Here is an 18,648-nt window from a genome sequence, read left to right on the forward strand (position 1 = left end):
GAAATCAGTTCTCTAACAACACGACATGCAACTGCTGCGGTCCGTGCACTCCGACCACCAGGGTCAGCTCGATATCCGCGGTGCGACTAGGACCCGTTATAAACGTAATCGCGCTGGTCAAAACTCTGCCTCCCGCCTCAGTCTCGCCGCGCAGAAGAGGAAACAGTTCGCACAAGCCCGGGATGACTTGCTCCGGCTTCATAACGGCTATATGAATAGGCGGCAGCAGCGAGACCGAGCGAGCTTGTCCTTTGCGCGCCACCAAAACCAATGTACCGGTTTCCGCGAGCGCGTAATCGATAGCCGACACGCCGATGTCGGCCTCGACGGCGGTTCGCATAAACTCGCGGTCGGTCCTCTCGGTCAAGAACGAGATGCCGGTTGCTCCGAGTCTCTCCGTCAAATCAATGCCGTCAATAAGCTGGGTATCCCAGCCGATGATGGTTTTTGCTCGCCGATCCGAAGCGAGCTGTTCAACGTATTGGAATGCAGCCTCACCCGTCGGCGCCGCGTAGAAGCGTCCTCCAACTGCCAGCAGTTCAGTCGCAAACTGCTTGATCAAGTCGTCGCGCCTCTGCTCGCAGTCTTTCTTGATCGCAAAGACCGACTGGTCAAGCTGCCGCCGCTGCGCGGCAACAGTCTCAGCGGGCGAGGGGGCTGACGTCACTTCTGTCTCGAGCGCGCGTCTTATGTCCCCGAGTATTTCTTCTCTTGCGCTTGTCGCAATCACTGAACACCTCATCGCGAATGTAAACGAAGGCTGAAGCCTGCGCTACTCAGCGTCGTGCCACATCGAGCGAAAGGACTTCCTGGCGAGCGCAGGAAAGTCTCTATTCTGTGTCCAGCCATCCAGGACCGACGGCAGCCCTTTGAACTTGCCATCCTCCAGCAGTGGTCCCTGGAGAAACGCCGGCACCCTGAACGCTAGGTTGTAGATGAAAACGTGACGCATAGCGAAAGCCCACAGCTTGATCGCCAGCTTCTCTGGCAGCGAAGGTCCAGCAGAATCGTGCCTCCCTTCGGACCAGTCGCTTCGCAGCTTCAACAAGATTCGCGGGATGTCGATTCTCACAGGACAGATTTCGCGGCAGGCGCCGCACAGCGTTGATGCGAATGGCAGGTCCTTCGCCTTTTCGAGTCCGGCAAACGCGGGCGTCAAGATCGAGCCAATCGGTCCGGAATAGACCGACCCGTAAGCGTGTCCGCCGATCTTCTGATATACCGGGCACACGTTCAAGCACGCCCCGCAGCGCAAGCAATACAGCGACTCGCGCATTTCCTCGTCCGCCAGAATTCGCGTCCGCCCGTTGTCAAGAAGGATCAGATGAAACTCCTCCGCGCCGTCGGCTTCGTCCGCTTTCCGCGCGCCGTTGATAAACGAAACGTAGCTGGACATCTTCTGGCCGCTGGCGCTGCGAGCGAGTATTTTGAGAAACACCGCCAGGTCGTCCAGCGACGGAACCACCTTTTCTATTCCTACCAGCGCTACGTGAATCCGTGGCAGCGTAGTGCTCAGCCTGATGTTGCCCTCGTTCTCGACCAAAACAATTGTGCCCGTCTCGGCAACTGCAAAGTTAGCGCCGGTGATTCCCATATCAGCGGTACAAAACTTCTCTCGCAGCCGCTTCCGCGCGACGACGGTCATCTCTTCAGCTTCTTTCAGGTTTGCAACGCCAAGCTTGTCGGCGAACAGTTCTGAGATGTCTCCCTTCGATTTATGAACCGCGGGAGCGAGGATATGTGAAGGCTTCTCGTGTGCGAGCTGAACTATGTACTCCCCCAAATCTGTCTCTACTGCTTCGATACCGGCATGCTCGAGCGCGTCGTTAAGCTCGACCTCCTCGGTCACCATCGATTTACTTTTTACGACTAGGCTCACGTTGTTCTTGCGCGCCAACTCCAACACGATCGCGCAAGCCTCTTCGCCGGTTCGCGCCCAGTGAACGGTCCCGCCAAGTCTTACAACGTTTTTTTCGAGCTCGATAAGATAGGTGTCGAGATTGCTGATTGTCTGTTCTTTGATCTCACGCGCGCGGTCGCGCAGAGCTTCGCCGTCCTTCAGTTGTGCAAACGCGGCGTCGCGTCTGACCGTAAAGCTGGTGAGCACTCGCAGCCGCGCTTGCAGAGATTTGTTTTGTACAGCGGCAGTCGAGTCGCGAATGAATGATTCAGTTTGTACGTTCATAGGCAATGATTCGTGATCCGTGATGCGTGATTCGTGATCCGTGATGCGTGACCGGATGATGCTGATAAACGCGCACTTCCCCCTCGTCCGGTCACGCATCACGCTTCACGCTTCACGCATCACGCATCACGTATCACGTTTCCAGCATTACGGCTCACGCATCACGTTTCCCTTCCCTTGGCCAGCAGTTCGGCTATGTGCATCGTTCTTGTAGCGCTGCCCTGCCTGCTCAGTCCTCCGGCTATGTGCATCAGGCAACCAACGTCGCTCGCAACTACCACGTCGGCGCCGCTCTTTTCGACGCTCTCAATCTTGTCTTGAAGTATGGCGCCCGAGATGTGCGGATACTTGATCGAGAACAGTCCGCCGAACCCGCAGCAGACTTCCGCGCCTTCGAGCTCGACCAGCTCGATCCCTCGGACTGAGTTGAGCAGACGCTGTGTCTCGGTCCGCACATTCAATTCGCGAAGTAAATGACACGACTGATGCAGCGCAACCTTGCCTTCATAAGCAGCGCCTACGTCCTCGACACCAACGACGTTGACGAGGAATTGGGTGAACTCGAATGTCCGCGAGGCAAGTTCCTCGGCGCGCGTGCGCCATTCCGGATCTTTTCTGAACAGCTCCGGATAGAAGACCTTCACCATGCTCGCGCAGGACCCCGACGGCGTCACCACATACTCGCTATTCTCAAAGATTGCAATGAACCGCTTCGCAAGATCGCGCGCTTCTGTTTTGAAACCGCTGTTAAACGCCGGCTGCCCGCAGCAAGTCTGCGCGGCCGGAAAGTCGACTTGCGCGCCCAGCCTCCGAAGCACACTCACCGTGCTCAATCCGACTTCGGGAAAGAATTGGTCTATCAAACAGGTAATGAACAGTGAGACTTTCATTTCTTAATTCAGCGGGTGATGAAACGACGCTTCTCCCTTTTTCAACTCGATCGAGGCCGGCTTGAAACGCGCTCTCTGTTCCTCAGTCAATACGGCTTCGATCGCTGCCATGTCGCCCGTAAGTCCCGTGATTGGCAGCAGGCTCCAGCGTTGACTCCCTGGAACGTAATGAAGGCAGCCGTTGTCACGGGTCGAGTCGTCCAGTCCGATCCAACATGAAAGGTGCGCCATGGGCTCGGTCCGGGTCCAGTACGAATAATCCTGATGCCATGCGACCCGGCCGCCATGAAGCGGTGGTTTGCAGAATAGCTGATCGTGCCAGAAACGAACCGGCCCTTCAAGCAACTGCGACGCAGGCACTGTGAGCGCCGGGTTCCACAACAGGTCGTGAAAGGGCGCCGAGATGCGCCACGCACCCAACGCGTGAAAGAGAACTGTCGCCGGATCCGGCGACTCGTTTGAGTGATATTCGTAGAACAAGGAATTCGCGCCGTTCGAGGGATCGGCGAGCGCAACAAGTTCGTCTCGAAGGATTTCGACCTGTTCATCGGTCACCATGCGGATGCCTGCGACGTATCCGTCCCGTCGATAGGACGCGACTTGCTCGTCGCTCAAGCGGTAAGCCATCCATTCATCTCTTGAGTTCGGAAGCTTGAAAAGGCTTGTGATCGGTTCGTGAAGAGTCGACAGGTCCTTGATCATTGTTCTTCTAGCTGGCTTCAACAGCAACGCTCGGGAAGGCGTATTGTAGCAGTTGGAGACGATCAATCGCATCTATGCGAGGAATTAGTGGCGGCGTCTTCACGGGCACCAACGGGGGCATCGCCCGGCCCACAATCAAACAACGGGCGGAGTGATCCCAATGTCAATGATTGATCATTGAATCATGCGAACCCCGGGTTCAATTCAAGGCTGACGCAAAGAAGCCAGCGCTCAAGTCAGGTGTCAACAACGCAAAGTTGAACGACCCCGACTGTAGGAGCTTCTTCGCCTCATCCGCGCTTCCGGCCTCTGCGTTCCTCTGCGTCCTTGCGGTTAGATCCTGATCTTAACCGCTGAGGACGCGGAGGACTACGACGACCAGCATCGAGGGATTTGTTCGACTACGCGCTCCTCATGTTAGCCGAATTAGGAAAGCGATTAGGCGGTTGGCCCTTGAATGTAAGCTGGGGCGGGCCCAGGTTCGGACCGGCAAAGGTCTTTAGCTTGCTGGATCTCGACGGATGTTGAAGCTTGAACAGCGCTTTCGCTTCGATCTGGCGCACCCGCTCTCTGGTGACGCCGAAGTGACTGCCTACCTCGTCAAGCGTGTGCTCGCGGCCGGCGTGACCCAGCCCGAAGCGCATCTTTAAGACCTTCTCTTCGCGCGGCGTCAGGTGCTTGAACGCCTCGTTAATGGCGTCGCGCAGATCTGAATTTATCAATTCAGCGCTGAAGCCGGCGACCGATTTGTCTTCGATCAACTCACCAAGACTGACATCCTCGTCAGGGCCCACCGGCGTCTCCAGTGAGATTGGCTCCTGCACCACCTCGAGCACCTTGCGCACTCGCGCTTCGGGCACGTCCAGCCGCTTGGAGATGTCCTCCGCCGTCGGCGCGTGCCCCAGCTCTTGCTCGAGCGCTCGGCTAGCCTGGACCTGCTTATTGATCGTCTCCACCATATGAACAGGGATGCGAATCGTGTGTGCCTGTTCCATTATTGCGCGGGTGATCGCCTGTCGAATCCACCACGTGCCGTAGGTCGAGAATTTGCAACCACGCCGCCAATCAAACTTATCGACCGCCCGCATCAGACCAACGTTACCTTCCTGAATCAAATCGAGGAATTGCAGCCCGCGGTTGGTGTACTTCTTGGCTATCGAGACCACCAGTCGGAGATTCGATCTCACCATTTCGTCTCTTGCGAGGCTCGCTTCGACGTCCCCCGCGCTCATTCGTGCCAGCGCGCGCTCAAGCTCGGTCGCGCTGACGCGCCAGCGACCTTCCAACTCCATCAGATTCCGATTGGCCTTCCGAAATTCGCGCTTGAGCTCGAACTCATTGGCACGCGGTCTCCTTTTCCGTTCGAGCGCACCGCGCGCGCTTTCAATCGCAGCTTTCGCGGTGCGAGCATAGCCAACCGCGTCGCGAATCAGTCCGGCCAAGTGTTCACGTTGGGTCGCAGTGAGATCGAGCCCGCGGCACCGGCGGCTCAACTGCACTCGCTGGAGCGCGAGCTTGCGCCGCAGCCGTCGAAGCTTCTTTGAACTCTTCGGCTCGTTCTGAATTCGCGCGTGGAGCCTGAGCGCCGACTTGTACTCGGCGGCTATCCCGGCGATGGCGTCGAGCGTAGAGAGCAGGCACTCGTGTATGCCCGCTTCAGTTATGTCCTCCTGGTCGCGAAAGTTGATCACCTCGCGGATGTGCAGCTCGCCCCGTTTCAACCGCTCACGGATGGCAATGATCTCCTCGATGCATATGGGAAGGCGCGAGACGGCCTTTGCAGTCCGGCGACAGCCACGCTCGATCCGGACCGCCAGTGCGCCTTCGCCTTCGCGGGTCAGCATAGGAGTCACGCCCATTTCCCGAAGATAAACGCCTACGAGGTCCTCGGAGCTGTCGATTTCCTTAGCAGTCAGCTCGGCGGGCGCCTCGTTCTCTAGCTGTTCTTCCTTGTTTTCCGGTACGGATTCCCCGCTCGCCGTTTCGATCTCATCGAATTCAGTTGAGTATGTTTCCCGATCCGCACTTCCCACTAGATGAAGCCGGCGCGCCGCCGGCTCGGGATTCCGGCGCGCCGCAGTAGAACTTTCTTTCTTTCTCACAGTCTCTCCTTCAAAACACAGGGCTGAGTCATAGAAAGGGACTTGGATCATTCAAGCCGCATACTCCTTACGACGACGTGCTTAATGATCCCGACGACTGGATTGGCAAGGCGCATTCCCCTGGCGGGCTATGGTTGCCGCTCAAAGGGAGTTCTAGATGCCGCGATTACGGGAGGGCCCAAACAACTCTGGCTTATTCAAGTGGGGACAAGTTGTACCGTGCAGAAAAATGACACAGCCAATAAAGGGGCAAGGCGGTGCCAGCTATTCTATGCATATCAATGTTTAAGTCAATAGTTTTCTTCCGAAATTCGACGACCGCCATCGACTACCGGCAAGGGGCTAGATCTGACACTCGAATCAAACATTCGCTTCCAGCCGTTCGCTCTCTTGAAAGATGGCCGTAAGCGACAGCTTCAACTCGCGCGTTACTTCGCTCTTCCAATAACTGATCGCAACCTTTCCATCACCTTCAAGCAGACCGTAGAAATACAAAAGCTTTTCTTTGAGTCCGTCCACCACATCGAACGTAACCTTGCTGTGGAACAGCAATGGGTTCAAACACAGCACCTCCAGCTCTCCAAGCCGCACCCGAAGCGATGCCCGCACAGGGACCGCATTCGCAGAGTCCGTCAGGTTGCCTGCGACCAGCGGACTCACTGAGACGGTGCACGCCCGTAGAACTTCGTCGAGCCGGCGCAGATGACGAAGGCAGTCGACCCGATGCGTGATGATCTCCTTTTGTGCGACCGCGTCTGGAGACTCCTGAGACGCCTGGCCTTGAATCTGGAATACCGCTCGCAATCGGGCCGCGTCCAGTCCTTCGTTTCCAAACAACGCGTGCAAGCTCATCAATACTGCCTTCAGCTCCCGGGCGTTCCCGGGCCACGCGCGCGAGCGCAACTCAGCGAGTATGTCATCTGGCAACACGGCGCGTTCATCACGAGCGATCTTCTTCCAGAAGGATCGAGCCAGGATCGGGATGTCTTCGGGATGATCGCAAAGCGCCGGCGCTCGAAGGAGGAACGCTCGAAGGCGATAATACAAGTCTTCGCGAAACTGCCCCGCTTTGACCATCGAGAACAAGTCTCGATTTGTCGCCGCGATGATTCGCGCGCTGACCTCTATCTCCTTAGCTTCGCCGATCGGTCTGATCCTGTTCTCTTCAAGCGCGCGAAGAATCTTCACTTGATGGACCAAAGCAAGGTCGCCGACTTCGTCAAGGAAAAGCGTCCCGTTGCCGGTTATCTCCCACAGGCCTTTCTTATCAAACTTGGCGTCGGTAAATGTGTATCGCTTGTGGCCGAAAAGCTCCGATTCGAGTAGCTCGCCAGGAATCGCTCCGCAGTTGACTGGCACGAACTTTTCTGAGGCGCGAGCGCTGTACTTATGGATCGAGCGAGCGATGACTTCTTTTCCGGTGCCGGTATCGCCGAGCACCAGCACCGGATCATCGTTGGCGGCCGCGCGCATCACCAGTTGGCGGACCAACTGGACTTCCGCGGATGCGCCCACGAAGGTCCGCACGAAATCATCGGGTATCTCGCGGCGAGGAAGAAGCTGCAAGAGCAGTTGGCTCGAGAGCATTCCGTCGAACCTGGGTTTAGAAGTGGGTTTGCCCGCGCCGGTTTTTAGACTCGTTCGTTCGCTCGGTTGGCTCGATCCCGCCTTGCCCCATAGTTCGTCCAGAATCTTCTCACTCGTTCCAATGATGTAAATGTTGTGATCGTCCTTATTGAATGCATTCTCGAGAAGCGTCCGTACGCTCCTTACGAGTTGACCAGATGACTAATAGCTTCCGTTGATGAACGGAATCTTGATGTGCCCAAGCAATAGCTTCGCGAGCGGTTTGGCTTCATGCTTTCGTCCGCGATCGATTACCAGGTCTTCAAATCTGAGGAGCCCCGGCAGCTCGCCGTTCAACACGACGTAAGCCGTGGGCGGGGACTGCAATCTGAACTCGGGGAATGAGCGGATCAGTTCGTCACTCAGCTCGCTGCGAACCGGATCCACACCGCCAGGTCCGGCGACGAATTTCAATGCTCTAAGGGCCATCGTGTTGTAATAACAGCGCTGTAGAATTCGGAGAGTCTCATATCAGAAAACGACCCGGCAACTCAACCGGGAACGGCCCAGTGAGTAGCCCGAGGCTTAGACACTGATCGGATTCAACACAGGAGCGCCAGTCATTCCGGATTTCAGGCACTCGTCAATTCAGTCCGTTTCCTTCGATCAATATTGCCGAAAGTTGAGATTGAATCTGCCTTGAATGCCGAGAGTCTCCGGCGCAGTGCCGGCAAGTATGCCGGAGACTCCGTGATACCGCAGCCTGCTCGGACCGCCCATCACAAGCGCGTCGCCGGACTCGAGGATGATCGTCTTCACTGGATCTTTGCGCTTTGTTCCGCCGATCATGAACTGCGCAGAATCGCCGAGGGAAAGAGAAACAACGGGAATACCCGTCTCGATCGTTTCGGGCCGCTCGTCCTTGTCCTGATGAAGCCCGAGGCGTCCATGCTCCCGATAGCAATTGATGAGACAAATGTCCGGCTCGATCGTCATTCCCGCTTCAGCCGCCGCTCTCAGCGCAAGATCCTTCAGGTCTTCGGGAAGCTCCTGAACCGGAAGCCCGTCATGATCGGACCGAACCCCTTCGTACTTGTAGGTCTTCGCGTTCCAGTGCCTCCCGAGACAGACCATCTTGATTGACATGTAAGCTCCGCCCCGAACAGCGGGAGTGTAGAAGCCAGCCGGTTGGTTCCCTATCTCGATGCATCTCTGCACCAGAGATTTCTGCTGCTCAATCGTCAGGTAAGCGCCGAGGTGAATAGTGCCGGGATAGATGTCCAAGGTGATTGCTCCTGTTCTCGATCGAATGAGAGGCCTGATCCGCCGTCATCATACTCCATCTCAGCAAGGCTCAATTCGCGTTCGCGACCACAGTGTGCAAGGTGTCCGTGGGCATCGCTCAAAAGTGGCGGTGGTATCCTGTTCTTCAATCGTCGGCGCTCTCGCAGGTTCTCTGACGGTAATGAATGATCTCTTCTTCAGGGACGCTAGCTTCGATTACTCGGCCGATCTCCGTAGCGTGATGATTGTGCCAGCAAATTCCTCACTGCTGCCAGGCTCGAGAATCGGCCCCGCGTCTCCTAATTGATCGCCTATGAGCCTTCGCCCAAGCGAGCCACTCATCCTGGCTGAAATTCTCCGCAACCGATTAGCCAAGTCGGGTGGAACTATTTCCAGCGCTGCATCAAAGCACTCTCGCGCGGACTAAGTGTCTCCCGCCTTTGCGCGCACGACTGCGATGCCGACAATCGCATGCAACTGCTCATGCCATTGGGTGAGGCCTCTGGCTGAGCGCTTTGCCGCCTGCGTGTCTCCGACCGTGGCCTGAGCCTCGCACAGAGCCTGAAGAGCCTGGTTGAGAAAGAAAGCTCGCTCCGAGATAGGAGAAATCTCTTCGAAGTCCCATATTTCGAAGTCCCATATGACGATGCGATTGAGCGGGTCGCCCGCGCGGCTCAGTTTCCTCTCGATTCCAGATTGCGCATTGTGCTAGTATCTGCGCCAAGATGCGCAAAACCAATTTGCAGAGGTGCAACATGTTAAGCCTGATTCAGCGTTCTACCGCGCGGTCATCCATTGTCGCGCTTCTGATAGCCAGTATCTTTTCGCTGACCGCGCCCAAGGCGGCTGCGGCTGACCGTCCATTTGATTCGGAGAAGGGTACGAATCGAGAAGCATCTTCCACGGCTGGCGCCACAGAAAGCCGAAGTGGAGGGACTCCAGTTGCCGCCGAAGCAAAGACGCAAAGTGTGTTGTATGTCGCGTTCGAAGGCGTGGGGAACGCACCGGTCGAGCCAGCCCCCGAACCCACGACCAGACCTCGCCGCGTCGCGCGACTGGCTGCATCCGTCGATGCCGCGGCCAGACCATTGCCATTGCCAGCGCCGCCGCAGGCCCAGTCGGGCGTTGTCAGCACCGCGCCGATGACAGCCGGAGAGAAATTCGAATCCTGGTTCCGCTCCCGATTCCTGTCGGTGGGCACCTACGGTTCAGCCGTATTCAATGGAATGTGGAAAGAGTTGCAGGATAATGACGACTTCAAGAAAGACACGGTTGAGAACTACCTCGCCGATTCGATGACCCGTGCAGCGCGCAGCTACGCTTTCGGCACCACGGCATCCTTCTTCGAGAAAGCTCTCTTCGCCTCGATATTCAGACAAGATCCGCGCTATCACCGGTCGGGAAAAACGGGCGCGGGTGCGAAGATGGGATACGCAGTCACTCGCGTGTTCATTACGCAAGGCGATCACTGCGCGTGTCACCAGTTCAACGCGTCGTTCCTGTTGGGCGCCGCGGCTGCGTCAGGCACGGCGACTTTGTGGGAACGCAGGGAACGCACCGGGCGCATGCACACCGTCAGCCGGTTTTACAATCACATCGCTATGACCGCGCTGTTCAACATTGTCAAGGAGTTCGTCGGCGGACAGTAGGTAGCGCGGACCTAAAGCGGCCATCGACTTTCGTCTGTGGGCTTCGGTACATGTCGATCGAGGTAAGCGCGGCGAAGAGACTAGAGTCCACTTCTTAAGCCGTGCTGGTTTGTTTCAGCAAAGATCTTGACTTGAGGTCGCGCTCGAGAGCGTGACGGATGATCTGATAGTTGATCTCGCCGATCTTGATCAAGTGTTCGGGTCTTATTTGTTTGCGGGCGAACGCGGTGGGATGACTGCGAAACATCTCGAGGATCGTGCTTCGCAGATGCACGTCGACCGAAAAGCCCCTGGCTCCACTGCAAGCCAGGCAGCGGGGCGCTCCCTCTCCCGTCAGAAAGACAGACTCATCCGCTGAGATCGTTTCGTCGCAGACAGCGCAATGCGAAGTGTCCGGGAAGAACCCCACAAGCCGGAGCAGCCACGACTCAAAGTACCTCAGTATCTGCGAAAGATCGCGTTCTTCTTTCTCTATTGCCTCGAGCGTTGCGAGGACCAATCTGTAAAGCCGCTCGTTAGGCTCATGCTCCGGCAGAAACTCAGTGAGCAGTTCAGCCAGATACGAGAATGCACTCGCGGTCTCGACATCGCGCGCGCCCCTCTCGAAATGAGAACGCAGGATGTCACACGTGGAAACGCTGACTAGCTCAAATCCCTCTTTTTGAAAGTAAGTCAACGCCACTTCGGTGAGCGGTTCGAGCGAAGAGCCGAAGCGGCTTCTGATTTTTCTCGCGCCGTGCGCCACGCCCCGAACCTTGCCCTGGTCCTTCGTCAAGAACACACAGATCTTATCTGCTTCCTTGAGCGCGTACGTTCGCAGCACAAAGGCCTCGGTCTTGTGTAACGGCATTGATGGAATGGCCTCGCTCGCGAGATTATATCAGAGTGCGGCGAGCTCAGGGCAGTAGTGGGCAATAGCTGTCTGGGGCTCGCGATGTTTTCAGACACAAAAGGGGGTGCGAGATGAAGAGGTTCTTACTTGTGATTGTGGCTATGAGTTCGCTCGGAGCGGTTTCGGCGGCAACGGTTCAACAGGAGAGATCGAAGCTCGACAAGATTCAACAGGCACTAAAAGACGACGTGCCGCATATAGTCTGCGTTGATGAACGCATTGCCACCGGCGGCCAACCCACCGATGGGGCTTTCGCTAAGCTCGCGGCTAACGGCTATCGCTCGGTGCTCAACCTTCGCACAGCTTCCGAAGGCATCGATCTAAAACACGAGCAAGAGGCGATCGAGAAAGCAGGGATGCGATACGTCAACATACCTATCGTGTCGAGTGCGCCCAAGCCTGAACAGGTTGGGGAGTTCATCAAGGCGGTGAAAGACAAAGACAACCAACCGATGTTGATCCACTGCGGCAGCGCAAATCGAGTCGGCGCGTTTTGGATGATCTATAGAGTCATCGACCAGGGCTGGGCCGAGGACAAGGCGCTCGATGAAGCGACAAAGATCGGTCTCACGAGCCCCGTGCTGAAGACATTCGCTCACGAATACATAACGGCGCATCAGCCACGGAAGACCTTTTCGAACTGATCCACCTGGAGCGCCGGCATCCCTGCCTGCATGTCGTTGCAGGAGAAAGAGGCAGGCAGGGATGCCTGCGCTCCCAGGTTCTTCGCCTGAGGGAGTCCGGTTGCCCCGGCCATCTCCGGCCTGTACCATTGACCCGTGATCACTCAAGCAGGTCTACGCGAAGCTCACGAATCAGTCGGCATCGCGTCAAAGGAACGGAAGCTGAAGGAACTTCTGCAAAGCTTCGGCTCTGTCATCGTCGCGTTTTCAGGTGGAGTCGATAGCGCTTACCTGGCTTATGTCGCCAGTGAAGAACTCGGCGAACGCGCGCTGGCAGTCACCGGCGACAGCGCATCGTATCCTACTTTCCAGCGGGAACTCGCCAATCAGATCACGGCGAGGTTCGGAGTTCGTCACGAGATCATTCTCACCGCAGAGTTCGACGACCCAAACTACATCAGCAATCCCTCGAACCGATGCTACTACTGCAAGTCGGAGCTCTACACGAAGCTGGATCAGATGGCGCGCGACCGTGGAGTTTCAGTGATATGCGATGGTACCAATGCCGATGACGTCGGGGACTACAGGCCGGGCAGGCAAGCCGCGCGAGAGTTGGGAGTACGTTCGCCGCTGTTGGAATGTGGCATGACCAAGGCGGAGATCCGCGAGTTGTCGCGCCGAGCGGGACTGCCGACGTGGAACGAGCCCGCATCCGCGTGCCTATCGTCGCGAGTGCCTTACGGTCAAATTGTCACAATCGAGAAGCTTTCAATGGTAGACAAAGCAGAAATGGCCTTGAAGCAACTGGGTTTTCGGCAAGTGCGCGTGCGACACCACGGCGACGTTGCCCGAATAGAAGTTGCGGAAGAAGAAATGACGCGCGCGCTTGATCCTGAGATGGCGCGCCGGATGTCGGCCGCGCTCAAGGCGGTTGGCTTCAAGTACGTCACGCTCGATCTTGAAGGCTACCGGACAGGCTCGTTGAATGAGGCTCTCTGAAAAGTTCGTAGTCCCGCATTCATGCGGAAGTTTGTCATCGTGGGCGTCTGACCGATCAAGTACAAACTTCCGCATGAATGCGGGACTACGAACTTTCCTCAAAGGCTCCGTGACGTCCGGCCCCGCTCGCGAACCGTTTTGCGCCTGCAGAAGTCTCTTCCTTCAATGCAGCAACGCCGTGATCGAATTCATTCGCCATCGCTTCTTCGAGGCTCAATCCGATTTGCTGGTAGGCTGACATCCTGTCGCCTCGCATGCAGACTTGCGGAAATTCGGCCAACTCGCGAGCCAGCTCTTCAGCCGCCCGGCGCGATGTCCCTCCCGGCACAACTCGATGAACAAGTCCGATGCTCAGCGCTTCGGCCGCGCTAACCGGGCGGCCGGTCAGTATCAAATCAAGTGCGCGGCTCAGCCCTATCAATCTCGGTAAACGCACAGTGCCGCCGTCAATCAGCGGGACTCCCCAGCGCCGGCAAAACACGCCGAGCACCGCGTCGTCTTCCATCACCCTCAAATCGCACCACAGCGCAAGCTCCAGCCCGCCGGCCACAGCAAATCCCGATATCGCTGCGATCACCGGTTTGCTCAAAAGCATTCGGGAAGGCCCCATCGGACCATCGCCTGTCGGCTCCGTCCGATTGTGATTGCCCGCGGCGATCGCTTTCAGGTCAGCGCCTGCGCAGAAGGTTCCGTTGTCGCCGTAGAGCACTCCCACATCGGCGTCGGCGTCTCGATCAAAATCGCGGAAAGCGTCAGCGAGCGCTTGCGCGGTTTCGCGATCGACGGCGTTGCGGACTTGGGGCCGGCTCAGAACGACAGTGGTAACCGGCCCGTTCTTCTCGACGCGCACAGGCATAATGACTCTGAGGTGAGCGTGATCGACTGTTTGATTGTCTCGATTATTGCTCGACCGCGCCGCAGAGCGTGTGACTCAACTCTTAACTAGAGACGCGGATTCGAGTTTCTCAAGCCGCACTTCCAAATCGCGGATGTCCGCGTTGATCGTGAGCAAGTTGTCGTTGAGAATCTCGATCTTGCGTTCGACGCGGCGAAGACCGGCATTGAAATCAGCGCGGAGTTCTTCCTGGCCCTTGCGCAACTCGTCCTGGCCTGCTCTGATCCCCGACAATCCGTTTGTGAAGCGCGCGCCCCACTCGTCTAATCGCGCTAGAAGGGTGTCGATCGTAGACTTGGCGGTCATCTCATCGTTGCTCATACGTAGCTCCTGTTAATGCTGCTCGACTCATGATCTAAAGGCTATGAGCCCTACCCAGGAACTCTTACGTGGTCGAACTAGCCTACGATAACACGACAAGGGCGGTTCGGTCACTCAAAACTTCACCTCGGGGACCTCGCGTTTTGCGGGTTCAGCCTTGAACTCTTGCTCCCGTTGAAAGCCGAACAAATTCGCAAAGATCACGCCCGGAAAATTCCCCCGCGTGGTGTTGTAATCCGCCACCACCTGGTTGTAGTCCTGCCGGGCAACGCCGATGCGATTCTCCGTGCCTTCGAGCTGGGTCATAAGGTTCTTGTACTGCTCGCTCGCCTTCAAGTCAGGATAGTTCTCGGTGATGACCAGCAACCGGCTGAGTGCGCTGCCCATTTCTGCGTTCGCAGCGATTTTCTCTTCAGGTGTCGCCTGAGGATTGATCAGTCGCGATCGCGCCTGAGCGATTTCGCTAAAGACTTTGTCTTCGTGTTTGGTGTAGCCCTTCACCGTGTTCACCAGGTTGGGAATCAAATCCGCGCGTCGCTCGAGATTGGTATCGACGTTCGACCATCTCTGCCTCACGACTTCGCGTTTCCCGTTCAGCGAGTTGTAAGTGCCGCACGCTCCCCCGCCGACGATCAGAAATAGCAGTAGCACTCCCACTAGGATTCCCATCCCCCATCTCGATTTCGAACGGCGCTGGGACTCAATCTGAGTCTGCTGCGCCGTGAACTCCTCGCGAAACTGTTCGCGCTCAGTGCCTGTGCTCTTATCATAAAGACCGCTCATTATGTTCCTCCTGGCTGTTGATCAAATCTACGTGATGGCAATTGCGCCGTGACGGCTGCTGTCGCGAACTGGCCTTCGAGCAGCTATCGCGCTTTCAAGCAATTCTCCGATTTTCTCGACCATCGGTACGAGCGTGTTGCGATCCAACGCCGAGACCATAACCGCGGAAAACGCCTCTCGCAGGTTTGATATCTCGCTCTCGCCCAATAAATCAGACTTGTTGAAGACGAGCAACCGCGTGATTCCTGACAGGTTCAGCTCGTTGAGAATCTTCTCGACCGATGCAATGTGACTGTCGAGCTGCGGACTGCTTGCGTCCACCAGATGAATCAGCACATCCGAGCCTTCCATCTCTTCGAGTGTCGCGCGAAACGCCGTTATCAAATCGGGCGGCAGATCGCGAATGAACCCGACCGTGTCGTTGATGATGACCTCTTGATCGCGCGGCAGGCGCAAGCGGCGGCTGGTCGGGTCCAGCGTTGCAAACATCCGGTCCTCCGCGCCGACCGCCGACGAGGTGAGCGAGTTCAGCAGAGTCGATTTCCCGGCATTCGTGTAGCCGACGATCGAGATTATCGGCAAGTCGCGCCGCACTCGCCGTGTGCGCTGCACTCGCCGGCTGGTGCGAATGTCCTCGATCTGTTTTTCAAGAAGGTGTATTCGATCACGCACGCGGCGCCGGTCCACCTCGAGTTTTGTTTCGCCGGGGCCGCGCCCGCCGATACCGCCCATCAGCCGCGACATTTCAATTCCCGAACCGGTGAGGCGCGGGAGCATATATTTCAACTGCGCAAGCTCGACCTGAATCTTTCCTTCGCGGCTCTGCGCGCGCTGGGCGAAGATGTCCAGTATGAGCTGAGTGCGATCGATGATCTTGAGGTCGGTCGCTTCGTTGATGACCCGAACCTGCGCCGGCGTCAGGTTCTGATCGAAGATAATGACATCGGCGCCGAGCTGAAGACTGCGAATGATCAATTCGTCGAGCTTGCCGCGGCCGACCAGCGATCGAGGATCGAGCTTCTGCCGCCGCTGGATAATCGAGTCAAGCACGACCACGCTCGCGGAACGCGCAAGCTCGCGAAGCTCGTCGAGGGACTCTTGCGCGGACGCGGCGCTTCCGGTGGTCACGCCCACGAGAATGGCCCGGTCTCTCTGATCGCGCGGATTGCGAACGTGACGCGCGCGAGCCAGTTCTTCCTCTAGCGACTCGATCAAGTCGATGAAGTCGATGTCGAGCTGGCTGGGCACTTGAGGCTCCAGAAAGACCCACATCGCGGGCTGCCCTGCATCGGAAAGCGCATCGTCAACCTCGTTGGTCGCACTTCGCGAGTCGCGCCCGTTGGCTGGCAACAAGTGCGCCGCGCGAACCAGCCCGGGCATACCATCACTGCGCACGTCGATTGAGGCCATCAGGTCGAGCCTGAGCAACGCGAGGTCGGTCAAGTCGTCTTGCGTCAGCCCCTCGCCTGCCAGATGGGTGTGAACACAGCGTAATCCGCGAAAGCGGTCGGCGCCCATGCGGGTGCGCTTCAGATCCGGCAATACGATTCCGCGGGCATTACCGACGATCACGTGCTCGACGTAGCCATTTCGGTTAACGAGCACCCCGATCTGCCGGCGAATCTCGTGCGATGCTTCCGACAGTTGGCGCGCAAATTCCTGCGAGACAATCTGACGCGGCGGGATGCGCCTGTTGTAAAGTTTTTCAAGGCGCTGAATCTGATTGTGTTTGAGTCCTTGTAGATTCCCTTCGATGGTACTGATAGCCTTTTCCTCCACTAACCATTCGACAGCCAAAACAACATCTTTATTCTATACCAAACGCTGACGGCTTGGCAGCAACCTACGGTAGTACGCAGGTCGAGGTTGAATGCGCCTATACACCGTGGTAGGCTGGATTATGCCTCTTTGAAGAGTTTTGCGTGGTTTCACATCGTACTAGTAATTTCACTGAGAGGCCAGTAGGGATCTGAAGAAGGGTTCTTTTTAGCAATCTATGGCGGTCAGAAATAGAATTTGCAATTCGATACTTAGGCAGACGACGTAAAATCCCAATGGGACTTGCATTCGAGCAATGGGGAATTCATCCCTTCTTCTTCTTGACTGCACTGGAATGCTTCCTTAAGGACATGGCATTCGTTGATCTAACTAACCCAAATCCGCACGAGCCTTAGCCCCTGTTCGCGGAGTTCCGCCCACCCGGTTAAACCCGGGACACGATCGCGACAGATAAGGCTCTAACCACAAAGTTCCGAACTTGCCCTATTCGGGTAGGAGGTAGGTAAGAATGAAAAGCTCTGAGAGAAAACAAAGCCGCGAACTAAAGTCGATGCTTCGCATTGCGGTTCTAGGTGCGTTTATGAGCGCGGCACTCACTTTACCGCAAATGCTCAACCCTTTGTCTGAGCACTATGGAAAGGCGCTCGCGTCGCACACGCCATTACTTAGTCTCACGTTGGCTCAGATAGCCGCCCTTAGTGTTCCAACAACTGTTCCCTCACCTTATACCTTGGGCGCGTATGTTTCAGGCCCGCCCGCTGCGAGTGGCTCATCCCCCGCCAACACATTGGGCGAGATCGTCGACGCGACGCTCGACGTCACGGCGGCCAACGCCTTAGACCACCGGTGGGTTCAGATTCTGGACACCACTCCAGTTATCTGGGATCTAGGCTCTCCGTCAAATACTGCGTTAATATTCCCCGCCGTCGATCACACCCCAGTTCCCTACGAGTCTCTGGAATTCACAGTATGGGGGTCCAATGACCCGAATGCGCCGTTCCCCAGCGGGTGGACTCTGGGCACTCTCACAAGAGTCTATCAAGAGGGGTGGGTTGACTCCGGCGCGCCCCTAGGTGACGAGTCGGACGACAATGCCTCTTTATGGGCGTTTGCAGGCACCTTCCGCTATATTGCGGTGTATAGCAATAAGAGCACGGAGATTACACCTGAGCCGGTCGGGTTTATCAATGATTGTGTTGGTGAGGGAGTGTTCTGCTCCAGAGATGCGGAGATTGATGCGGTAGGAAGACCGACCGCAATCACAATAGCTCTGGACATTCATCCAACGTCATGTCCCAATCCCTTGAACATCGGTTCTCAAGGCTTATTGCCTGCGGCGATACTGGGCACAAGCTCCTTCGATGTCAACTGCATTGATCTGTCAACAATCCTACTCGAAGGAGTTGCGCCGAAGAAACTCGCATTCGAGGATGTGGCAACACCCTTTACCCCGTTTAGCGGAAGACTTGACAGGCTTGATTGCACAACCGACGGGCCTGACGGCTTCCTCGACTTGACCTTGAAGTTCGACACGCAAGCAATTGTCGCCGCTCTTGGGTCGGTGAGCGACAAGCAAGTTCTCGTTCTGCACCTTACAGCCAATCTGAAAGCTTCGTGCGGCGGCGGCTCGCCGCTCGTTGGCGAAGATGTGGTTGTCATCCTGAAAAAGAAGAAGTAGACCTGCCGCTTCGTAGGACGCGCTCTTCTGCAGGGGAGCGCGTCCTTCTCACTCTAGCCCATCACTTGATTTGAGGCGTTTCCTTAACCAACCGCCGGAGTTCTGGACTGCCGCAGTTTTGGACTGTCACTGTCGCAGTTTGGCCTTGTCAAATAAGAGAGCATGAGCTACTATGAACCCATTCTGAACGGTGGACAACCACCCACGACATTACTAGCTGAAAACTACCGGGGATCAGCGTCGACGCTAACACGAAGCTAGCGCGTTCGGCTCTGCGGTTCGGACCCGATCGAAACAGCA

General features: G+C 56.8%; 17 protein-coding genes. 4 read left to right on the forward strand and 13 right to left on the reverse strand.

Annotation, left to right across the window (positions count from 1 at the left end; genetic code table 11):
• Positions 1-4 precede the first annotated feature (4 nt).
• The 8 genes from AABO57_17715 to AABO57_17750 all read right to left on the reverse strand — a co-directional run bounded on the left by AABO57_17715 (position 5) and on the right by AABO57_17750 (position 8,729).
• A complete protein-coding gene (locus tag AABO57_17715; protein ID MEK6287584.1) occupies positions 5-730 on the reverse strand; it encodes a lactate utilization protein in 726 nt (241 codons plus the stop codon).
• A 42-nt stretch (positions 731-772) separates the two neighbouring features.
• Positions 773-2,185: a LutB/LldF family L-lactate oxidation iron-sulfur protein gene (locus AABO57_17720; GenBank protein ID MEK6287585.1), complete on the reverse strand. Its 1,413-nt coding sequence runs from the start codon at positions 2,183-2,185 to the stop codon at positions 773-775.
• Between the two features lie 161 nt (positions 2,186-2,346).
• Positions 2,347-3,075 (reverse strand): (Fe-S)-binding protein, encoded by a 729-nt coding sequence (locus tag AABO57_17725; GenBank protein MEK6287586.1) that lies wholly within the window; start codon positions 3,073-3,075, stop codon positions 2,347-2,349.
• A gap of 3 nt (positions 3,076-3,078) precedes the next feature.
• Complete coding sequence (locus AABO57_17730) at positions 3,079-3,777, reverse strand: phytanoyl-CoA dioxygenase family protein (protein MEK6287587.1); 699 nt, start codon at positions 3,775-3,777, stop codon at positions 3,079-3,081.
• A 401-nt stretch (positions 3,778-4,178) separates the two neighbouring features.
• On the reverse strand, positions 4,179-5,879 hold the full coding sequence (locus tag AABO57_17735) for a sigma-70 family RNA polymerase sigma factor (protein ID MEK6287588.1): 1,701 nt from the start codon (positions 5,877-5,879) through the stop codon (positions 4,179-4,181).
• A 360-nt stretch (positions 5,880-6,239) separates the two neighbouring features.
• The gene (locus AABO57_17740; GenBank protein ID MEK6287589.1) at positions 6,240-7,466 is read right to left on the reverse strand and encodes a sigma 54-interacting transcriptional regulator; all 1,227 of its coding nucleotides are present in this window, start codon (positions 7,464-7,466) and stop codon (positions 6,240-6,242) included.
• Positions 7,467-7,667: 201 nt separating this feature from the next.
• The gene (locus AABO57_17745) at positions 7,668-7,934 is read right to left on the reverse strand and encodes a hypothetical protein (GenBank protein ID MEK6287590.1); all 267 of its coding nucleotides are present in this window, start codon (positions 7,932-7,934) and stop codon (positions 7,668-7,670) included.
• A 177-nt stretch (positions 7,935-8,111) separates the two neighbouring features.
• Positions 8,112-8,729 carry an alpha-ketoglutarate-dependent dioxygenase AlkB gene (locus AABO57_17750; GenBank protein ID MEK6287591.1) on the reverse strand — a complete coding sequence of 206 codons (618 nt, stop codon included), beginning with the start codon at positions 8,727-8,729 and terminating at the stop codon, positions 8,112-8,114.
• A gap of 755 nt (positions 8,730-9,484) precedes the next feature.
• Here AABO57_17750 and AABO57_17755 point away from each other — a divergent pair.
• Positions 9,485-10,378 carry a hypothetical protein gene (locus AABO57_17755; GenBank protein ID MEK6287592.1) on the forward strand — a complete coding sequence of 298 codons (894 nt, stop codon included), beginning with the start codon at positions 9,485-9,487 and terminating at the stop codon, positions 10,376-10,378.
• Between the two features lie 94 nt (positions 10,379-10,472).
• Here AABO57_17755 and recO read toward each other — a convergent pair whose 3' ends face one another.
• Positions 10,473-11,228, reverse strand: a complete 756-nt coding sequence (gene recO, locus AABO57_17760) for a DNA repair protein RecO (protein MEK6287593.1) — start codon at positions 11,226-11,228, stop codon at positions 10,473-10,475.
• Between the two features lie 113 nt (positions 11,229-11,341).
• Between recO and AABO57_17765 the strand changes: the two genes are divergently transcribed.
• Positions 11,342-11,914 (forward strand): protein tyrosine phosphatase family protein, encoded by a 573-nt coding sequence (locus tag AABO57_17765; protein MEK6287594.1) that lies wholly within the window; start codon positions 11,342-11,344, stop codon positions 11,912-11,914.
• 135 nt (positions 11,915-12,049) lie between these two features.
• Positions 12,050-12,892: an ATP-dependent sacrificial sulfur transferase LarE gene (larE, locus tag AABO57_17770; GenBank protein MEK6287595.1), complete on the forward strand. Its 843-nt coding sequence runs from the start codon at positions 12,050-12,052 to the stop codon at positions 12,890-12,892.
• Between the two features lie 85 nt (positions 12,893-12,977).
• Here larE and AABO57_17775 read toward each other — a convergent pair whose 3' ends face one another.
• The 4 genes from AABO57_17775 to hflX form a co-directional block, all read right to left on the reverse strand.
• On the reverse strand, positions 12,978-13,748 hold the full coding sequence (locus AABO57_17775; protein MEK6287596.1) for a crotonase/enoyl-CoA hydratase family protein: 771 nt from the start codon (positions 13,746-13,748) through the stop codon (positions 12,978-12,980).
• A 75-nt stretch (positions 13,749-13,823) separates the two neighbouring features.
• A complete protein-coding gene (locus AABO57_17780) occupies positions 13,824-14,108 on the reverse strand; it encodes a hypothetical protein (GenBank protein ID MEK6287597.1) in 285 nt (94 codons plus the stop codon).
• Positions 14,109-14,222: 114 nt separating this feature from the next.
• Positions 14,223-14,777 carry a LemA family protein gene (locus AABO57_17785; GenBank protein ID MEK6287598.1) on the reverse strand — a complete coding sequence of 185 codons (555 nt, stop codon included), beginning with the start codon at positions 14,775-14,777 and terminating at the stop codon, positions 14,223-14,225.
• Positions 14,778-14,918: 141 nt separating this feature from the next.
• Positions 14,919-16,688, reverse strand: a complete 1,770-nt coding sequence (hflX, locus tag AABO57_17790) for a GTPase HflX (protein ID MEK6287599.1) — start codon at positions 16,686-16,688, stop codon at positions 14,919-14,921.
• Positions 16,689-17,178: 490 nt separating this feature from the next.
• Between hflX and AABO57_17795 the strand changes: the two genes are divergently transcribed.
• The gene (locus tag AABO57_17795) at positions 17,179-18,348 is read left to right on the forward strand and encodes a hypothetical protein (GenBank protein ID MEK6287600.1); all 1,170 of its coding nucleotides are present in this window, start codon (positions 17,179-17,181) and stop codon (positions 18,346-18,348) included.
• The last annotated feature ends 300 nt before the right edge of the window (positions 18,349-18,648 follow it).

The sequence above is a fragment of the Acidobacteriota bacterium genome, assembly GCA_038040445.1.
Classification (GTDB): domain Bacteria; phylum Acidobacteriota; class Blastocatellia; order UBA7656; family UBA7656; genus Onstottus_A; species Onstottus_A frigus.